We start from the raw sequence: 16,094 nt of genomic DNA, 5'->3' as shown, positions 1-16,094 counted from the left end.
CCCGGGCTGACGGAGCCGGCCACGCGGGGCCTATCGTCCTGACGTGGACAGTGGGCCGAGTGACGAAGTGATCGTGGTCGGGAGCGGGATCGCCGGGCTGACGACGGCCGTGCTGCTGGCCGAGTCCGGGCGGCGGGTGCGGGTGTGGGCGCGCGAGCCGGCCGAGCGGACGACCTCGGCGGTCGCCGGCGGTCTGTGGTGGCCGTACCGCATCGAACCGGAGCCGCTGGCGGGCGCGTGGGCGCTGGAATCCCTGGCGGTGTACGAGGAGCTGGCGGGCCGGCCGGAGGAGACGGGGGTGCGGCTGGTCGACGGCGTGCACCACGGGGCCCGGCTGGACGGGCTGGGCGCGTGGGCGGGCCGGGTGCCGGGGCTGCGGGCGGCGGCCGACGGGCTGGCGGCGCGGCTGCCGGTGATCGACATGCCGGTGCATCTCGCCTGGCTGCGGCAGCGCCTGGAGAAAGCGGGAGGCACGGTGGAGGTCCGCGAGGTGACCGACCTGGCCGCCGTGCCCGCCCCTGTAGTGATCAACTGCGCGGGCCTCGGGGCCCGCTCCCTGGTGCCGGACCCGGCGGTGCGGCCGGTGCGCGGGCAGCTGGTCGTGGTGGAGAACCCGGGGGTGACCAGCTGGTTCACCTCCGTGGACCACTCCTCGGCCGCGTCCACCTACTTCATTCCGCAGCCGGGCGGGCTGCTCCTGGGCGGCACGGCCGAGGAGGACGACTGGTCCCTGGAGCCTGAGCCGGCCACGGCCGAGGCGATCGTCGCCCGCTGCGCGGCCGTCCGGCCGGAGATCGCCGGCGCGCGCGTCCTCACGCACCGGGTGGGACTACGCCCGGCCCGGGAGGCGGTACGACTGGAGCGGCGGCCCCTCCCGGACGGCCGCGTGCTGGTGCACGACTACGGCCACGGCGGCGCCGGTGTCACGGTGGCGTGGGGCTGCGCCCGGGAGGCGGCCGGCCTGGCGTTCCCGACGACCTGAGCGAGCGGCGGGCAGGGGCCGGGGTGGCGTTCCCGGCCCCTGAGCGTTCGAACGCGCGGCACCGCGACTCCCCCAGGGGCGCGGGGAACCGCGCGACCAGCCCACGACCGCCCGGAGCGGGAGACCACGACCGGCCACCGCCGAACCGGCGCGGCGAACCCACACTGACCCGTCAGCTCGCCGGAACGTGCCGGACGGTAGGCGGTGGCCCGACGCCGTCCAGAACCGTCGGCGCGGGCGCCCCGGCGCTGCCTGACGTGGCGCGGGCGAACGCCCCCGCACCGCCCACCAGCGGCACCGTCGCCGTCGTACGGGACAGGTCCACGGTGAGCGTCGGCCGGGTGGACGGAGGGTCGATGAGGTCCTTGTCCGTACCGGCGACGATCAGCGCCAGCCGGTGCCCCGCGGGGAGGACGTGGTCGGTGGCCGCGAGGTCCAGGGTGATGGTGTACGCCCTGCCCGGCGTCAGCGGGACGCCCCGGGCCGGCCAGGCGTGGTGGCCGAGGTCGGCCCAGCCCCGGCTGACCACGGTGTGGTCGACGGCGGCCGTCTTCGCCGCGGTCTCCTTGAAGCAGGAGCTGTCCCCGGCCGTGCTCTCGCCCCAGCAGCTGCGCTCGGTGAGGGTGGTGATGCCCTCGGCGCGGTCGGCGTAGTCACGGATGGTGTCCGGGCCGACGTCGACCAGCACGGCGGACAGATGGGCGGAGCCGGTCGTCGGGGTCGCGGTGACCGTCACCGTGGAGGAGCCGGACAGGCGCAGGTCCCGGGTGAGCGGCGCCGTGAGGAAGCCGGCCTTCTCGGGTGTGGCCGTGGTGAGGTGCGCGGCCCAGTCGGTCTCGCTCAGCGCCGGGTCGTCCGTGAAGGTCTCGGCGCCGGTGCCCGGGCGCAGGCCGAGGGTGCCGACGCCGGCCTGGCTGCCGGCGGCCGGGTGCAGGACCGCGGCGCGGGTGCCGCGCGGGGGCCAGGCGGCGGAGGTGACCCACTGGTCGGGGTGGCGTTCGATGTCGGCCACCGGTTCGCGGTCGATCCCGTTGTCGTAGCCGAGGAGTTCGTGGTCGAACCAGCGGTGCAGGGTGTCGACCCAGGCGCCGCGCCGGTAGTCGAACGGGTCGACGTGCCCCGTCTGGGAGAGCCAGATCCTGCGCTCCACGCCGTGCCGGGCGAGGGCGTCCCACCACTGGCCGAAGTGCTTGGTGCGGACGTTGAGGTCCTGCATGCCGTGCACCAGGAACACGCTGGCGCGTACCTTCGCCGCGTCCTTGACGTAGTCCCGCTCGGTCCACAGCGGGGTCCAGTCGCCGCTGCGCGGGCTGCCGTCGGCGAGCTTCTGCTGCACGGCCGCGCAGTGGGCCTGCGCGTCGGCGCTCTCGACGTAGCCGGCCAGCTCGTCGGGACCGCCGTCGTAGAGCGGGGCGCCCTGGGCGAAGTAGTAGTCGTACCAGGAGGAGATCGCGCTGATCGGCACGATCGTCTTCAGGCCCTTGACGCCGGTGGCGGCGACGCCGTTGGCGATGGTGCCGTCCCAGCTCTTGCCGATCATGCCGGTTCTGCCGTTGGTCCAGCCGGCCGTCACCGGGGTGCCGCCCGTGCGGCTGGTGTAGGCTCGGGCGCGGCCGTTCAGCCAGTCGATCACGGCCTTCGCGGACAGGATGTCGGACCGGCCGCCGACGTCGACGCAGCCGTCGGAGCGGTTGGTGCCGGCGAGGTCGACGCCGACGAAGGCGTAGCCGCGGGGCACGAAGTAGTTGTCGTAGAACAGCGGCATCTGGACGACGCGGCCCTGGGCGTCGTACGTCTTGCGCTGGCTCTCGTTGCCGCGCCCGCAGCAGGAGTAGTACGGGCTGGCGTCCATGATGACGGGTACCTTGCGGCCCTGCCGGGCGGGTTCGGCGGGCCGGACGATGTCGGCGGCGACGCGGTCGGTCCGTCCGTCGCCGTCCTCATCGAGGCCCGTGTCCACCCACACGGACTCGCGGACGGCGTCGGCGTAGGAGTAGACGGGTCTGCTCTCCCGGGGCGCGGCCTGTGCGGCGGCCGGGGTGAGGAAGGCGGCCGTCAGGGCGGCGACGGCAGCGGTGACGAGCGTTCTCCAGGTCGTGGAGCGCGTGCGTTTCGGCATGCGCGGACGGTACTCCGGTCAACGCCCGTACAGAAGACGGCTTTCCGGTGCGCGTGACGGCTGAATGGCGATCGTGTGACAGGAGGGGTCATGGACAAGTCAGTGGCCACAGGGACTGAATAGGCTCCGGACAGATCTCCGAACGGACTCACGTCCCTACGACTTGGAGCTGACGTGCACCGCAGAATCATCGCACCGGGCGCGCTCGCGGCGGCCTCCCTCCTGCTGGCGATCCCGGCATCGGCCGCGAGTTACTCCCCCGGCGCACCGGGCATCGGCGACCCCTACTACCCGTACTACGGCAACGGCGGTTACGACGTCTCGCACTACGACCTGAGGCTGCAGTACCAGCCGAAGACGGACGAGTTGCAGGGTACGGCGACGATCCTGGCGAAGACCACGCAGGATCTGTCCAGTTTCGACCTGGACTTCCTGCTGGACGTCAGCGAGGTGCGGGTCAACGGCGCCAAGGCGTCCTTCTCGGCGTCCGGCCAGCACGAACTGGTCGTCACCCCGAAGACGCCGCTGGCGAAGGGCACCGCGATCACGGTCGTGGTCCGTTACAGCGGGGTGCCGTCGACGAAGAGCGCCTACGGCTTCTCCACCTGGCACCGCACGCCGGACGGCGCGGTGGCCGCCGACGAGCCCGAGGCCGCCTGGTGGTGGTTCCCGAGCAACGACCACCCGAGCGACAAGGCCACCTACGACGTGTCGGTGGCCGTGCCGGACGGCACCCAGGCCATCTCCAACGGCACGCTGCAGTCGACCAGTTCGAAGCTGGGATGGACCCGCTACAACTGGCGGCAGAACAAGCCGCAGGCGACCTATCTGGCCACGCTCGCGGTCGGCAGGTTCGACATCACCACCAGCACCTCCGACGGCGGAGTGCCCGTCATCAACGCCTACAGCAAGGACCTGGGCGACAACGACGGGGCCGCCCGGGCCAGCGTGGAGCGCACCGGTGAGATCGTGGACTGGCTGAGCGACTACTTCGGGCCGTATCCGTTCAGTTCGGCGGGCGGCTATGTGCCGAACACCACCACCGGCTACGCGCTGGAGACGCAGACCCGCGTCTACTACAGCCCGCGTCAGTTCGCGAACGGCTCCAACACCTCGGTGGTGGTGCACGAGCTGGCCCATCAGTGGTACGGCGACGACGTGTCGATCAAGGGCTGGAAGGACATCTGGATCAACGAGGGCTTCGCCCGGTACGCGCAGTGGCTGTGGTCCGAGCACGAGGGCGAGGGCACCACGCAGGAACTCGCCGACTACGTGTACGCCTCGCACCCGGCCGACGACCCCTTCTGGACGGTCAAGCCCGGCGACCCGGGCCCCGACGAGCAGTTCAGCGGTGCCGTCTACGACCGGGGCGCCCTCGCCATCCAGGCACTGCGCAACGAGGTCGGTGACGACGCGTTCTTCGCGATCCTGAAGGGCTGGCCGAAGGAGCACGCCTACGGCAACGCCTCGGTGGCCGACTTCCAGAAGTACGCCGAGCGGGTGTCCGGCAAGCCGCTGGCCGCGCTGTTCGACACCTGGCTGTTCCAGCCGGAGAAGCCCGCATCGCCGACGGTCCGGGGCCTGGCGAAGACGGGTACGGCGGTGGAGCGGCCGAAGTCCTGGAAGAAGATCGAGGCGACGAACGCCGTGCACGGGCACTGAGCCCGGGACCGCCCCGTACGCGGGCGCCTCACCGGACTGCGGGCCCAGCGCCCCGGTGCCTCAGCGGCTCGCTCCGGACGCCCGTCGTAGCAGCTCGTCCCGGCCTATCGCGTCCGCGCGGGTGGCCGGGACGGTGCATGCGTAGGCACCCGCCACGGCGCCGTACCAGGCGCATCGCTCGGGCGGCTCGCCGCTCAGCCGGCCGTAGAGGAACGCGGCGGCGAAGGCGTCGCCCGCACCGTTGGAGTCCACCACCGGCGCGGGCGGGGCCGCCGCCGGTATCCGGGTCAGCTCGCCGCCGGCCAGCAGACGGGCGCCCTCCGCCCCGGCGGTGGCCACGACGGTCTCGGCCCGCCCGCGTTCGGCGATGCGCCGCATGGTCCGCTCGGGGTCGGTCAGGGCGGCGGCCGACAGGAAGACGACGTCGGCCGAGAACGCGAACGGCTCGTGGTACGGGTTCTCGCCGTCCCAGTCGTGCAGGTCGGTGGAGAGCGGCAGGCCCGTCTCGCGCAGGACCGGCAGGGCGTGGGCGCAGGGCTGGGTGATGGTCACGTGCACATGCCGGCTCGCGGCGGCCAGCGCGCGCAGGCGGGCCTCGGGGAAGCGGTCGTCGGGGTGGGCGCGGCTGGTGTCGTACAGGGACAGCCGGCGGCCGTCCGGGCCGACGAGATTGACCGCCCGCTTGGTGCCGGCCGACTGCGGGAGCGCGGTGAGGGCGATGCCGTGCTCACGGTGCAGGGCGCGCACGAGGTCGCCCTCGGGGTCGTCGCCGAGCAGGTCGAGGTGGTGGGTGCGCAGCCCGAGCCTGGCCAGTCCGAGGGCGACGAAGTCGCCGGTCTGCCCGGCGCGGGTGCGGATCCCCGCGTCGATCATGTAGCTGTCGGCGTACGGCAGGGGGAGCTCGGGGACCGGGATGATCGTGTCCACACCGGCCCCGCCCAGCACCAGCACGTCGGTCGTGTCCGTCGGCCCGGTCATCCCGCGTCCTCCCCCTGCGCGCGCCCCCTCCGGAACGCCCCCCTATGGCACGGTGGCGTCATGCCGGATCTCCATGATCTCCGGCATGACGCCACCGTACGCGATGCCACTGACAGTGGCGCCGAGCCGCTACTTGGAGAGTTCGGTCAGCTCCTGATCGGTGTTCTTCGCCACCCGGCGGCGGAGGCCGAACCAGCCCGCGACCAGCATGACGGCGATCACCGGGATGAGGAGGAGGGTCTTGCGGCCGACCTCGGCGTCGTTCCACATCATGCCGAGGCAGACCAGCAGGAACACCACGGTGGCGATCTCCGTGACCGGGCTGAACTTCAGCTGGAAGTGCGGCCGGGCCACCAGGCCCGCGCGGGCGCGGCGGACGAAGATCAGGTGGCAGACCATGATGATCACCCAGGTGCTGATGATGCCGAGCGAGGCTACGTTGAGCACGATCTCGAAGGCCTGGCTGGGTACCAGGTAGTTCAGGCCGACACCGAGCACACAGACCGCGCAGGTCAGCAGGATGCCGCCGTAGGGCACCTGGCTGCGGTTCATGCGGGCGGTGAACTTCGGCGCCGAGCCGGCCATGGCCATCGAGCGCAGGATGCGGCCGGTGGAGTACAGGCCGGAGTTGAGCGAGGACATGGCGGCGGTCAGCACGACCAGGTTCATCACGTCACCGGCCGCCGGGACGCCGATCTTGGAGAGCACGGTCACGAACGGGCTCTGGTCGGCGGAGTACACCGAACCGGGCAGCAGCAGGGCGAGGAGTACGACCGAGCCGACGTAGAACAGGCCCACGCGCCACATGATCGAGTTCACCGCGCGCGGGACGACCTTCTCCGGCTCGGCGGTCTCGCCGGCGGCCACGCCGACCAGCTCCAGGGCGGCGTACGCGAAGATCACGCCCTGCATGACGAGGACGACCGGCATCAGGCCGTGCGGGAAGACGCCGCCGTTGTCGGTGATGACGCCGAGGCCCGGCTTGCTGCCGCCGACGTCGTGCTGGGTCGCCAGCAGGAAGATGCCGATCAGCATGAAGCCCACGAGGGTGGCGACCTTGATGATCGCGAACCAGAACTCCATCTCGCCGAAGATCTTCACCGAGATCAGGTTCACGGCGAGGACGACCGCGAGGGCGATCAGCGCCAGCACCCACTGCGGGATGGAGGTGAACATGCTCCAGTAGTGCGTGTAGAGCGCGATCGCGGTGATGTCGGCGATGCCGGTGGTCGACCAGTTCAGGAAGTACATCCAGCCGGCGACGTAGGCGCCCTTCTCGCCGAGGAACTCGCGCGCGTACGACACGAAGGAGCCGGAGGACGGCCGGTACAGGACCAGCTCGCCCAGGGCCCGGACGACGAAGAACGCGAAGACACCGCAGACCAGATAGGCCAGGGCGAGCGCCGGGCCCGCGTTGTGCAGGCGTCCGCCGGCGCCGAGGAAGAGGCCGGTGCCGATGGCGCCGCCGATGGCGATCATGTTGACGTGGCGGGCCTTGAGGTCCTTGCTGTAGCCGGCGTCGCCCGCGTCCGCGGGCGTCCGGGCCACCTGGGGGTGGGTGGTGGCCTGTGCCGATTCCACGGCTTCCTTGCTCACGGGTGGTTCCACTTCCTGGTGCGCCCGGACCTCATGGGCCCGGGGTTCGTGCAGGTCTTGGCCCGCACCACCCTTGTGTCGCGGCACAGACCAAGGCAGCAGCTTCCCAGAGAGACCGCCCGGTATGCGATGGCCCAGGTCACACAGCGGTTCTTCTCACACGGCCGTCACGGGCTCGCCCCGGATTTCACACCAATGGTGCGACAGCGATACTGCTGCACATGACGACCGACACCGGGGAGCCCACCCTGACGATCGACGAACTGGCCGCGCGGGCGGGCGTCACGGTGCGCACGGTCCGCTTCTACGGCACCAGGGGACTGCTGCCACCGCCGGTGATCGGCCCGCGCCGGGTGGGCCACTACGGCCGGGACCACCTGGCCCGGCTGGAGCTGATCGAGGAGATGCAGCACCAGGGCATGACCCTCGCGGCGATCGAACGGCACCTGCGGCAGCTTCCGGCCGACCTCGGTCCGCACGATCTGGCGATCCACCGGGCGGTGGTCGCCTCCTGGGCGCCGGACACCGTCGAGACCGTGTCCCGCGCGGAGCTGGAGCGGCGGGCGGGGCGCCGGCTGGCCGAGGAGGACGTGGACCGGCTGGCCGCGATGAACGTGGTGACCCGGGACGGGGAGTCCTTCCGCGTGGACTGCGGTCTGCTGCGGCTCGCGGTGCGGCTCCTCGGCGTACCGCTGTCGCAGGAGACCATCCTGGCCGCCCGGACCGTCCTGACCGATCACGCGCGCGCGGCGGCGCACGAGCTGTCGGACCTGCTGCGGGAGGCCGTCGCCGAACGCGACACGCGGGACGTGAAGTCGCTGTCGGCCCATATGCACCCGCTCGTGGTGCAGGCGCTGCTCACCACCTTCCAGCGGTCGCTGAAGGAGGAACTCCGCCAGTGGCTGGACGGCGCGGCGGGCCGGGAGACCCCCTCCGGGGGCACGGCGGCCCCAGGAGGGGAGTCCCGGGGCACGCCGTCCGGCTGAGGCGCGTCAGCGGGCGTCGGTGAACGTCTCCCCGTTCTCGGCCTTCGTCACGAGCAGCGCGGGCGGGGTGAACCGCTCGCCGTACCGCTCGGCCAGCTCGCGCGCGCGGGCCACGAATCCGGGCAGGCCCCCTTCGTAACCGTTGATGTACTGGAGCACACCGCCGGTCCAGCCGGGGAAGCCGATGCCGAGGATCGATCCGATGTTGGCGTCGGCGACGGAGGTCAGGACGCCCTCCTCCAGGAGGCGTACGGTGTCGAGCGCCTCGGCGAAGAGCATGCGCTCCTGCATGTCCCGGAACGGGATCTCGTACCCGGGCCTGGTGAAGTGCTCGCGCAGGCCCGGCCAGAGCCCGGCCCGCTTGCCGTCCTCGGTGTAGTCGTAGAAGCCGGCGCCGCCGCTGCGGCCGGTGCGGCCGAACTCGTCGACCATGCGGTCGATGACCGCCTCCGCCGGGTGCGCCGTCCAGGTGCCGCCGGCCTCCTCCACGGCCCGCTTCGTCTCGCCCCGGATCTTGCGCGGGAGGGTGAGGGTCAGCTCGTCCATGAGGGACAGCACCTTGGCCGGGTAGCCGGCCTGGGCGGCGGCCTGCTCCACGGAGGCCGGCTCGACGCCCTCGCCGACCATGGCGACGCCCTCGTTGATGAAGTGGCCGATCACCCGGGAGGTGAAGAAGCCGCGGGAGTCGTTGACGACGATCGGCGTCTTGTTGATCTGCCGGACCAGGTCGAAGGCGCGCGCGAGGGACTCCTCGCCGGTGCGCTCGCCCTTGATGATCTCGACCAGCGGCATCTTGTCGACCGGCGAGAAGAAGTGCAGTCCGATGAAGTCGGCCTGGCGCTGCACGCCCTCGGCGAGGGTGGTGATGGGCAGCGTGGAGGTGTTGGAGCACAGCAGCGCGTCGGGGGCGACGACGGCCTCGATCTCCTGGAAGACCTTGTGCTTGAGGGCGGTGTCCTCGAACACGGCCTCGATCACCGCGTCACAGCCCGCGAGGTCGGCCGCCTCGGCGGTCGGGGTGATCCGGGCGAGCAGCGCGTCCGCCTTCTCCTGGCTGGTACGGCCCTTGGCTACGGCCTTGGCGCACAGCTTCTCGGAGTAGCCCTTGCCCTTGACGGCGGCTTCCAGGGAGACGTCCTTGAGGACGACGTCGATGCCCGCGCGGGCGCATGCGTAGGCGATGCCGGCGCCCATCATGCCGGCGCCGAGGACGGCCACCTTGCGGACCTGGCGGGGCTCGACGCCCCCCGGGCGGTTGGCGCCGGAGTTGACCGCCTGGAGGTCGAAGAAGAACGCCTGGATCATGTTCTTCGAGGTCTGCCCGGCGGCCAGTTCCACGAAGTAGCGGGCCTCGATGACCTGGGCGGTCTCGAAGTCGACCTGGGAGCCCTCGACGGCGGCGGCGAGGATGTTGCGGGGCGCCGGGTAGGGGGCGCCGCCGGTCTGCTTGCGCAGGGTGGCCGGGAAGGCGGGCAGGTTCGCGGCGAACTTCGGGTTGGCGGGGGTGCCGCCGGGGATCTTGTAGCCCGGCCTGTCCCAGGGCTGCTGGGACTCGGGGTTCGCGTCGATGAAGGCCCGGGCCTTGGCGAGCAGTTCCTCGGGGGTGGCGGCGACCTCGTGGACGAGGCCGTTGTCCCGCGCGCGCCGCGCGTTGTACTGCTGGCCCTGGAGGAGCACCTTCAGCAGGGCGTCCGCGATGCCCAGCAGCCGTACGGTGCGGACGACTCCGCCGCCGCCGGGGAGCAGGCCGAGGGTGACCTCCGGGCAGCCGATCCTGGTGCCGGGGGTGTCGAGGGCGACCCGGTGGTGGCAGGCGAGGGCCAGTTCGAAACCGCCGCCGAGGGCCGCGCCGTTGATGGCGGCGACGACCGGCTTGCCGAGGGTCTCGATGCGGCGCAGGTTCCGCTTGATGGCGAGGCCGCCGTCGAACAGCTCCTGTGCGGTCTCCGGCGTGACCCGGATCAGGTCGCGCAGGTCGCCGCCCGCGAAGAAGGTCTTCTTGGCGGAGGTGAAGATGATGCCGCGGATGTTCTCCTGTTCGGCCTCCAGCCGGTCGGCGATCGCGGCGAGGGAGTCGCGGAACGCCTGGTTCATGGTGTTCGCGGACTGGTTGGGGTCGTCCAGGACGAGGGTGACGACACCGGTGTCGTCCCGCTCCCAGCGGATGGTGGTGCTCTCGGTCATGACAGTCGTCTCCGTAGAAGTCTTCAGGGCGCTTGGTTCCGCCGGGAGTTCAGAGGCGCTCGACGATGGTGGCGATGCCCATGCCGCCGCCGACGCAGAGCGTGGCGAGGCCGTAGCGCTTGTCCTGGCGCTCCAGTTCGTCGATGAGCGAGCCGAGGATCATGGCGCCGGTGGCGCCGAGCGGGTGGCCGAGGGCGATGGCTCCGCCGTTGACGTTGACCTTGTCCAGGGTGAGGCCCATGTCCTTCACGAAGCGCAGCACGACCGCTGCGAACGCCTCGTTGATCTCGACCAGGTCGATGTCGTCGATGGTGAGGCCGGCCTTCGCCAGGGCCTTGCGGGTGGCGGGTGCGGGGCCGGTGAGCATGATGGTCGGCTCGGAACCGGAGACGGCCGCGGCGACGATCCGCGCGCGCGGGGTGAGGCCGTAACGCTCGCCGACCTCCTGGGAGCCGATCGCGACGAGCGAGGCGCCGTCCACGATGCCGGAGGAGTTGCCGGCGTGGTGGACGTGGTCGATCTTCTCCACCCAGTGGTACCTCTGCAGGGCGACGGCGTCGAAGCCGCCCAGGTCGCCGATGTCCGCGAAGGACGGCTTGAGCTTGGCGAGGGAGTCGGCGGTGGTGCCGGGGCGCATGTGCTCGTCGTGGTCGAGGACGACCAGGCCGTTGCGGTCCTTGACGGGGACCACGGACTTCTCGAAGCGGCCCTCCTTCCAGGCGGTGGCGGCGCGCTCCTGGGACAGGGCCGCGTACTCGTCGACGTCCCGGCGGGAGAAGCCCTCGATGGTGGCGATGAGGTCGGCGCCGATGCCCTGCGGGACGAAGTTGACGGCGAGGTTGGTCATCGGGTCGTTGAACCAGGCGCCGCCGTCCGAGGCCATCGGGACCCGGGACATGGACTCGACACCGCCCGCGAGGACCAGGTCCTCCCAGCCCGCGCGGACCTTCGCGGCGGCCAGGTTGACGGCCTCCAGACCGGAGGCACAGAAGCGGTTCTCCTGCACGCCCGCGACCGTGTCGGGCAGTCCGGCGGCGAGGGCGGCGATCCGGGCGATGTCGGAGCCCTGGTCGCCGACGGGGCCGACGACGCCGAGCACGATGTCGTCGATCGCGGCCGGGTCGAGGCCGGGGAAGCGGGCGCGGATCTCGTGGATGAGGCCGACGACCAGGTCGATGGGCTTCGTGCCGTGCAGGGCGCCGTTCGCCTTGCCGCGGCCGCGCGGGGTGCGGATCGCGTCGTACACGTACGCTTCGGTGCTCACTGGTGTGCCTTTCGGGAGGGTGGGCCGAGCGGGGGGCGGGGTCAGCCGCCGTCGGTGACCAGGTCGTCGAGGTCGTCGGTCGGGCGTGCCGGTATGCCCCAGTCCCGGGCGACCGCGGCCGTGTCCGCGCCGGGCCTGGCGGGGCCGGTGCGGACGGCGGTGGGGGTCGCGGAGAAGCGGGGGGCGGGGGCGGGCTGGGTGATGCCGCCGTGGTCGGTGAAGGTGCCGCGGGCGGCCAGGTGCGGGTGGGCCGGGGCCTCGCGCAGGCTCAGCACGGGCGCCACACAGGCGTCGGAGTCCGCGAAGACGGCCGTCCACTCCGCCCGGGTGCGGGACTTGAAGGCGGCGGCGATCCGTTCGCGCAGCTCGCCCCAACGGGTCCAGTCCTTGCGGGCGGACGCCAGGTCGTCCAGGCCGAGCAGGCGCAGGAACTCCGCGTAGAACTTGCCTTCCAGGGCGCCCACCGCCATGTACCGGCCGTCGGCGGTCTCATAGGTGCCGTAGTACGGGCAGCCGCCGTCCAGGAGGTTGGCGGCGCGGCGGTCCTGCCAGCCGCCGGCGGCGAGCATGCCGTGGATCATCGCGGACAGGTGGGCCGTGCCGTCCACGATGGCCGCGTCGACCACCTGGCCGGTGCCCGTGGCGCGCGCGTGGTGCAGGGCGGCGAGGACGCCGACGACCAGGTAGAGCGAGCCGCCCGCGTAGTCCCCGAGGAGGTTGGCGGGCACGGCCGGGGGTTCGTCCGGGCGGCCGATCATGCCGAGGGTGCCGGTGAGCGCGATGTAGGCGATGTCGTGGCCGGCGCGCTGGGCGAGCGGTCCGTCCTGTCCCCAGCCGGTCATGCGGCCGTAGACCAGGCGGGGGTTGCGGGCGTGGCAGTGCTCGGGGCCGATGCCGAGCCGTTCGGCGACGCCGGGGCGGTAGCCCTCGACGAGGATGTCGGCCCGCTCGGCCAGGTCCAGGACGCGCGCGGGGCCGTCCGGTGCCTTCAGGTCGACCACGATCGAGCGCTTGTTGCGGTTGGTGACGTCGAACGCCGGGTCGATGGCGAGGCCCGGCCCGTCCGGGCGGTCCACCCGGACCACGTCGGCGCCCAGGTCGGCCAGCAGCATGGCGGCGAACGGGCCGGGGCCGATGCCGGCCAGCTCGACCACGCGCACGCCGGAGAGCGGGCCGTCACCCGGCGTCGGCGTCCCTGCCGTTGTCATCCGTCCAGCCCCCAGGCGTGTGTGACACAACTGATGTAACACCGGTGATGCTAGGAACGCGTTCCACCGGACACAAGACCTGAACGAGCAAGCGCTTAGCCAAGTGCCCGCCCGGTCCGATCATCACCCGGGAGAGTGACCGGCGCTCGCCCGGGTCCCCCGGAGCCGCGGGCATCGGGGACCGTCACCCGGTCCGCGTGCCCGGTTCCCCGACCCGGGCCGGGGCGGTTTCTCCCGCTTCTTCACGGCATTCCTGGCTACGGCCACCGCTGCCTCCGGGCTGGTCGTCGGGCTCCCCACTCCTCACGCTAGCCTCGGCCACCGACAGCGGCGCGGGCTGCGCGACGGGCCGCACGGACCAAGGGGTGTCATGAGCAGGATGAGCAGGACGGACCGGCCGTACGACCTCGTGCTCTTCGGAGCCACGGGCTTCGTCGGCACGCTCACGGCCCACTATCTCGCCGCGCACGCGCCGCGGGACCTGCGCTGGGCGGTCGCCGGCCGCGACGAGGGACGGCTGGAGCGGCTGCGCGAGGACCTGCCCGGCGGCGCGGACGTCGGTGTGCTGCGGGCCGATGCGGCCGAACCGGCCACCCTGCGCGCCCTCGCCGAGCACGCGCGCGTGGTCGCCACGACCGTGGGGCCGTACGTGCTGCACGGCGAGGAACTCGTCGCCGCCTGCGCCGACACCAGTGCCGACTACCTGGACCTCACCGGCGAGCCCGAGTTCGTGGACCTGGTGTACGTCCGGCACGACGCACGCGCGCGGGAGACGGGCGCGCGTCTGGTGCACGCCTGCGGTTTCGACTCGGTACCGCACGACCTGGGCGTGTACTTCACGGTCCGGCAGCTCCCCGAGGGCGTGCCGCTGACCGTGGACGGCTATGTGACCGCCGACGCGGCCTTCTCCGGCGGCACCCTCGCCTCGGCGCTGAACCAGATGGCCCGCGGACGGCGGATGCTGGCCGCCGCGCGCGAGCGGGCCCGCCACGAGCCGCGGCTGCCGGGCCGCCGGGTGACGGCGCCGACGGGCATGCCGAGGTACGCGGCGGAGGTCGGCGCGTGGGCGCTGCCGCTGCCCACCATCGACCCGCAGATCGTGCGCCGTTCGGCGCGGGCGCTGGAGCGGTACGGCCCGGACTTCCGCTACCGGCACTACGCGGCCGTGCGGCGCCTGCCGGTCGCCCTCGGCGGGGTCGCGGCATTCGGCGCGGTGACCGCCGCGGCCCAGCTGCCGCCCGCCCGGCGCTGGCTGTCGGACCGGCTCAAGCCGGGTGACGGACCGAGCGCGGAGAAGCGGGCCAAGAGCTGGTTCTCGGTGCGGTTCGTCGGCGAGGGCGGCGGCCGTCGCGTGTTCACCGAGGTCGCGGGCGGCGACCCCGGGTACGACGAGACGGCGAAGATGTTCGCCGAGGCGGCCCTGTGCCTGGCGTTCGACGACCTGCCGCCGACGGCCGGCCAGGTGACCACGGCCCAGGCGATGGGCGACGCCCTGACCGAGCGGCTGCGCGCGGCGGGGATCGCCTTCCGGGTGGCGGCGGAACGCTAGCGGCAGCCGCCGCTCGCCCCCGCGGCCATGCCCCCCACAGCGGGGGCACCAGCCCTGTATCTCATCAGGAGGTCGGCGCCGGGGGCGTCGTCGAATCCTCATCCCCGCCGCCGGTCAGGCCCTGTGCCGCCTCGCGCAGCGCGCGCCGGCACAGGGCGTCCGCCCGGCGGGTGGTCTCCGGCAGCCGGTACCGCGGGGTCAGTGCCAGGGTGTGCGCCACGGCGTTGCCGAGGCTCACCCGGTGGCCGACCGAGACGAACACCGGCTTGACGCCGTCCCGGGTACGCAGGGCGCGCCCGACCTCCTCGGTCCCGGCGAGCAGCGGTGCCCAACCGCCCCGGGCCGGCTCCGGGTCGTCGTACGCGAAGGTGAACGGGTTCTTGGCGACCCCGACGGACGGCAGGTCCATGAGCACGCCCAGGTGGCTCGCCAGGCCGAAGCGGCGCGGGTGGGCCAGGCCGTAGCCGTCGCACACCACCAGGCCGGGCGGGCACGGCAGCCGGTCCAGGGCGGCGCGCACGGTGGGGATCTCACGGAAGGCGAGGAGCCCGGGCACGTACGGGAAGGAGACCCGGCCGACCGCCGTCGTCTCCGCGACGACGTCCAGGGTTGCGGCGTCCAGCACGACGGCCGCCGCCGCGACCAGGTCCAGGTCGTCGTCGTAGGCGACGTCGACCCCCGTGACGCGGCCCGTCCCGGGCGGCGGTCCGGGCTCGTCCAGCACCACCCGCCCGCGCAGCTCGTCCTGTACGGCGCGGGCCTCGTCCTCGGTCGCGGGCCAGCCCGCGGGTACGCCGACGATCCTCATGCCGCGTGACTCTACGGTCCTGCCGCGGGCCGCCGGCCGGGCGGGGTAGGCTCGCGATCATGTTCGTCCTGGAGCTGACCTACACCGCGCCGCTCGATGCCGTGGACGCCGTCCTGCCGGACCATGTGGCCTGGCTGGAGGAGCAGTACGAGAAGGGCCTCTTCCTGGCCTCGGGACGCAAGAACCCCCGCGACGGCGGGGTGATCCTGGCTGTCGCGGGGGACCGCGCCCGCATCGACGAGATCGTCGCGGGCGACCCGTTCACCGTCGCCGGTGTGTGCGCCTACCGCGTCACGGAGTTCATCGCCACGAAGACGGCCCCGGAGCTGGCGCGCCACCGGCAGACACTCGACTGACGTCAGCCTGTCGACCTCCTCGGGCGTCGGGCCTGGCGGGCCGTCAGCCCTTCTTGGCGTTCAGCGCGCGCTGCAGTTCTTCCTTGTTCATGTGCGAACGGCCTTCGATGCCGCGCTGCCGCGCCTCGTTGTACAGCTGGTCGCGGGTCGGGCCGTGCGAGCCGACCCGGTTGCCCGACCGCTGACCGCCGCGCTTGCCGGACGACATGTCCTGCGTCGAGCTGCGGCTGGCGGTCTTCGACTCGCCGGAGCGGGCGCGTTCCTTGTTCACCGTCCGCGCGGCGATCTCCTTGGCGCGCCCGGTGCTCTCGCCCCGGTCCTGCGCGCTCTTCTTGATGTGCTCGTACTGACGCTCACGCTTGGGGCTGGAACCGGCTGGCATGATCGCTCCCTTCCTTTGCG

13 protein-coding genes are annotated in these 16,094 nt (G+C 72.6%); 5 read left to right on the top strand and 8 right to left on the bottom strand.

The features are described 5' to 3' along the window. Positions 1 to 67 precede the first annotated feature (67 nt). Complete coding sequence (locus AB0L21_RS18640; RefSeq protein WP_365785157.1) at positions 68 to 982, top strand: FAD-dependent oxidoreductase; 915 nt, start codon at positions 68 to 70, stop codon at positions 980 to 982. A gap of 172 nt (positions 983 to 1,154) precedes the next feature. On the opposite strand, the gene AB0L21_RS18635 is transcribed toward AB0L21_RS18640, so the two are convergent. After that, positions 1,155 to 3,101 (bottom strand): Xaa-Pro dipeptidyl-peptidase, encoded by a 1,947-nt coding sequence (locus AB0L21_RS18635; RefSeq protein ID WP_365785139.1) that lies wholly within the window; start codon positions 3,099 to 3,101, stop codon positions 1,155 to 1,157. A gap of 174 nt (positions 3,102 to 3,275) precedes the next feature. Here AB0L21_RS18635 and AB0L21_RS18630 point away from each other — a divergent pair, with 174 nt between their 5' ends. Further along, on the top strand, positions 3,276 to 4,763 hold the full coding sequence (locus AB0L21_RS18630; protein ID WP_365785137.1) for a M1 family metallopeptidase: 1,488 nt from the start codon (positions 3,276 to 3,278) through the stop codon (positions 4,761 to 4,763). Between the two features lie 60 nt (positions 4,764 to 4,823). Here the strand turns inward: AB0L21_RS18630 and AB0L21_RS18625 are convergent, their stop codons facing one another. Both AB0L21_RS18625 and AB0L21_RS18620 read right to left on the bottom strand, forming a co-directional pair. Beyond that, positions 4,824 to 5,741 carry a PfkB family carbohydrate kinase gene (locus tag AB0L21_RS18625; protein WP_365785135.1) on the bottom strand — a complete coding sequence of 306 codons (918 nt, stop codon included), beginning with the start codon at positions 5,739 to 5,741 and terminating at the stop codon, positions 4,824 to 4,826. A gap of 129 nt (positions 5,742 to 5,870) precedes the next feature. Further along, on the bottom strand, positions 5,871 to 7,337 hold the full coding sequence (locus AB0L21_RS18620; protein ID WP_365785133.1) for an amino acid permease: 1,467 nt from the start codon (positions 7,335 to 7,337) through the stop codon (positions 5,871 to 5,873). A 221-nt stretch (positions 7,338 to 7,558) separates the two neighbouring features. Between AB0L21_RS18620 and AB0L21_RS18615 the strand changes: the two genes are divergently transcribed. Further along, the gene (locus AB0L21_RS18615; protein WP_365785131.1) at positions 7,559 to 8,323 is read left to right on the top strand and encodes a MerR family transcriptional regulator; all 765 of its coding nucleotides are present in this window, start codon (positions 7,559 to 7,561) and stop codon (positions 8,321 to 8,323) included. Positions 8,324 to 8,329: 6 nt separating this feature from the next. On the opposite strand, the gene AB0L21_RS18610 is transcribed toward AB0L21_RS18615, so the two are convergent. The 3 genes from AB0L21_RS18610 to AB0L21_RS18600 are packed head-to-tail and all read right to left on the bottom strand — an operon-like array spanning position 8,330 to position 12,979. Further along, entirely contained in the window at positions 8,330 to 10,507 is a 2,178-nt protein-coding gene (locus AB0L21_RS18610; RefSeq protein ID WP_365785129.1) for a 3-hydroxyacyl-CoA dehydrogenase NAD-binding domain-containing protein, read from the bottom strand. A 49-nt stretch (positions 10,508 to 10,556) separates the two neighbouring features. Continuing rightward, complete coding sequence (locus tag AB0L21_RS18605) at positions 10,557 to 11,771, bottom strand: acetyl-CoA C-acetyltransferase (RefSeq protein ID WP_365704474.1); 1,215 nt, start codon at positions 11,769 to 11,771, stop codon at positions 10,557 to 10,559. Positions 11,772 to 11,812: 41 nt separating this feature from the next. After that, positions 11,813 to 12,979, bottom strand: a complete 1,167-nt coding sequence (locus AB0L21_RS18600) for a CaiB/BaiF CoA-transferase family protein (protein ID WP_365785127.1) — start codon at positions 12,977 to 12,979, stop codon at positions 11,813 to 11,815. A 370-nt stretch (positions 12,980 to 13,349) separates the two neighbouring features. On the opposite strand from AB0L21_RS18600, the gene AB0L21_RS18595 reads away from it, so the two are divergent. Then, positions 13,350 to 14,528: a saccharopine dehydrogenase NADP-binding domain-containing protein gene (locus tag AB0L21_RS18595; protein ID WP_365785125.1), complete on the top strand. Its 1,179-nt coding sequence runs from the start codon at positions 13,350 to 13,352 to the stop codon at positions 14,526 to 14,528. A gap of 64 nt (positions 14,529 to 14,592) precedes the next feature. Here AB0L21_RS18595 and AB0L21_RS18590 read toward each other — a convergent pair whose 3' ends face one another. Next, positions 14,593 to 15,336: an endonuclease V gene (locus AB0L21_RS18590; RefSeq protein ID WP_365785123.1), complete on the bottom strand. Its 744-nt coding sequence runs from the start codon at positions 15,334 to 15,336 to the stop codon at positions 14,593 to 14,595. Between the two features lie 59 nt (positions 15,337 to 15,395). Here AB0L21_RS18590 and AB0L21_RS18585 point away from each other — a divergent pair, with 59 nt between their 5' ends. Then, positions 15,396 to 15,692, top strand: a complete 297-nt coding sequence (locus AB0L21_RS18585) for a YciI family protein (protein WP_365704466.1) — start codon at positions 15,396 to 15,398, stop codon at positions 15,690 to 15,692. 43 nt (positions 15,693 to 15,735) lie between these two features. Here AB0L21_RS18585 and AB0L21_RS18580 read toward each other — a convergent pair whose 3' ends face one another. Continuing rightward, entirely contained in the window at positions 15,736 to 16,074 is a 339-nt protein-coding gene (locus tag AB0L21_RS18580; RefSeq protein WP_031101268.1) for a hypothetical protein, read from the bottom strand. Positions 16,075 to 16,094 lie beyond the last annotated feature (20 nt).

Origin of the sequence: Streptomyces sp. NPDC052721 (genome assembly GCF_040678315.1) — a bacterium.
Taxonomy (GTDB): Bacteria; Actinomycetota; Actinomycetes; order Streptomycetales; family Streptomycetaceae; genus Streptomyces.
Note: the sequence above shows the minus strand (reverse complement) of the source record. Positions and strands in the feature narration are given on the sequence as shown.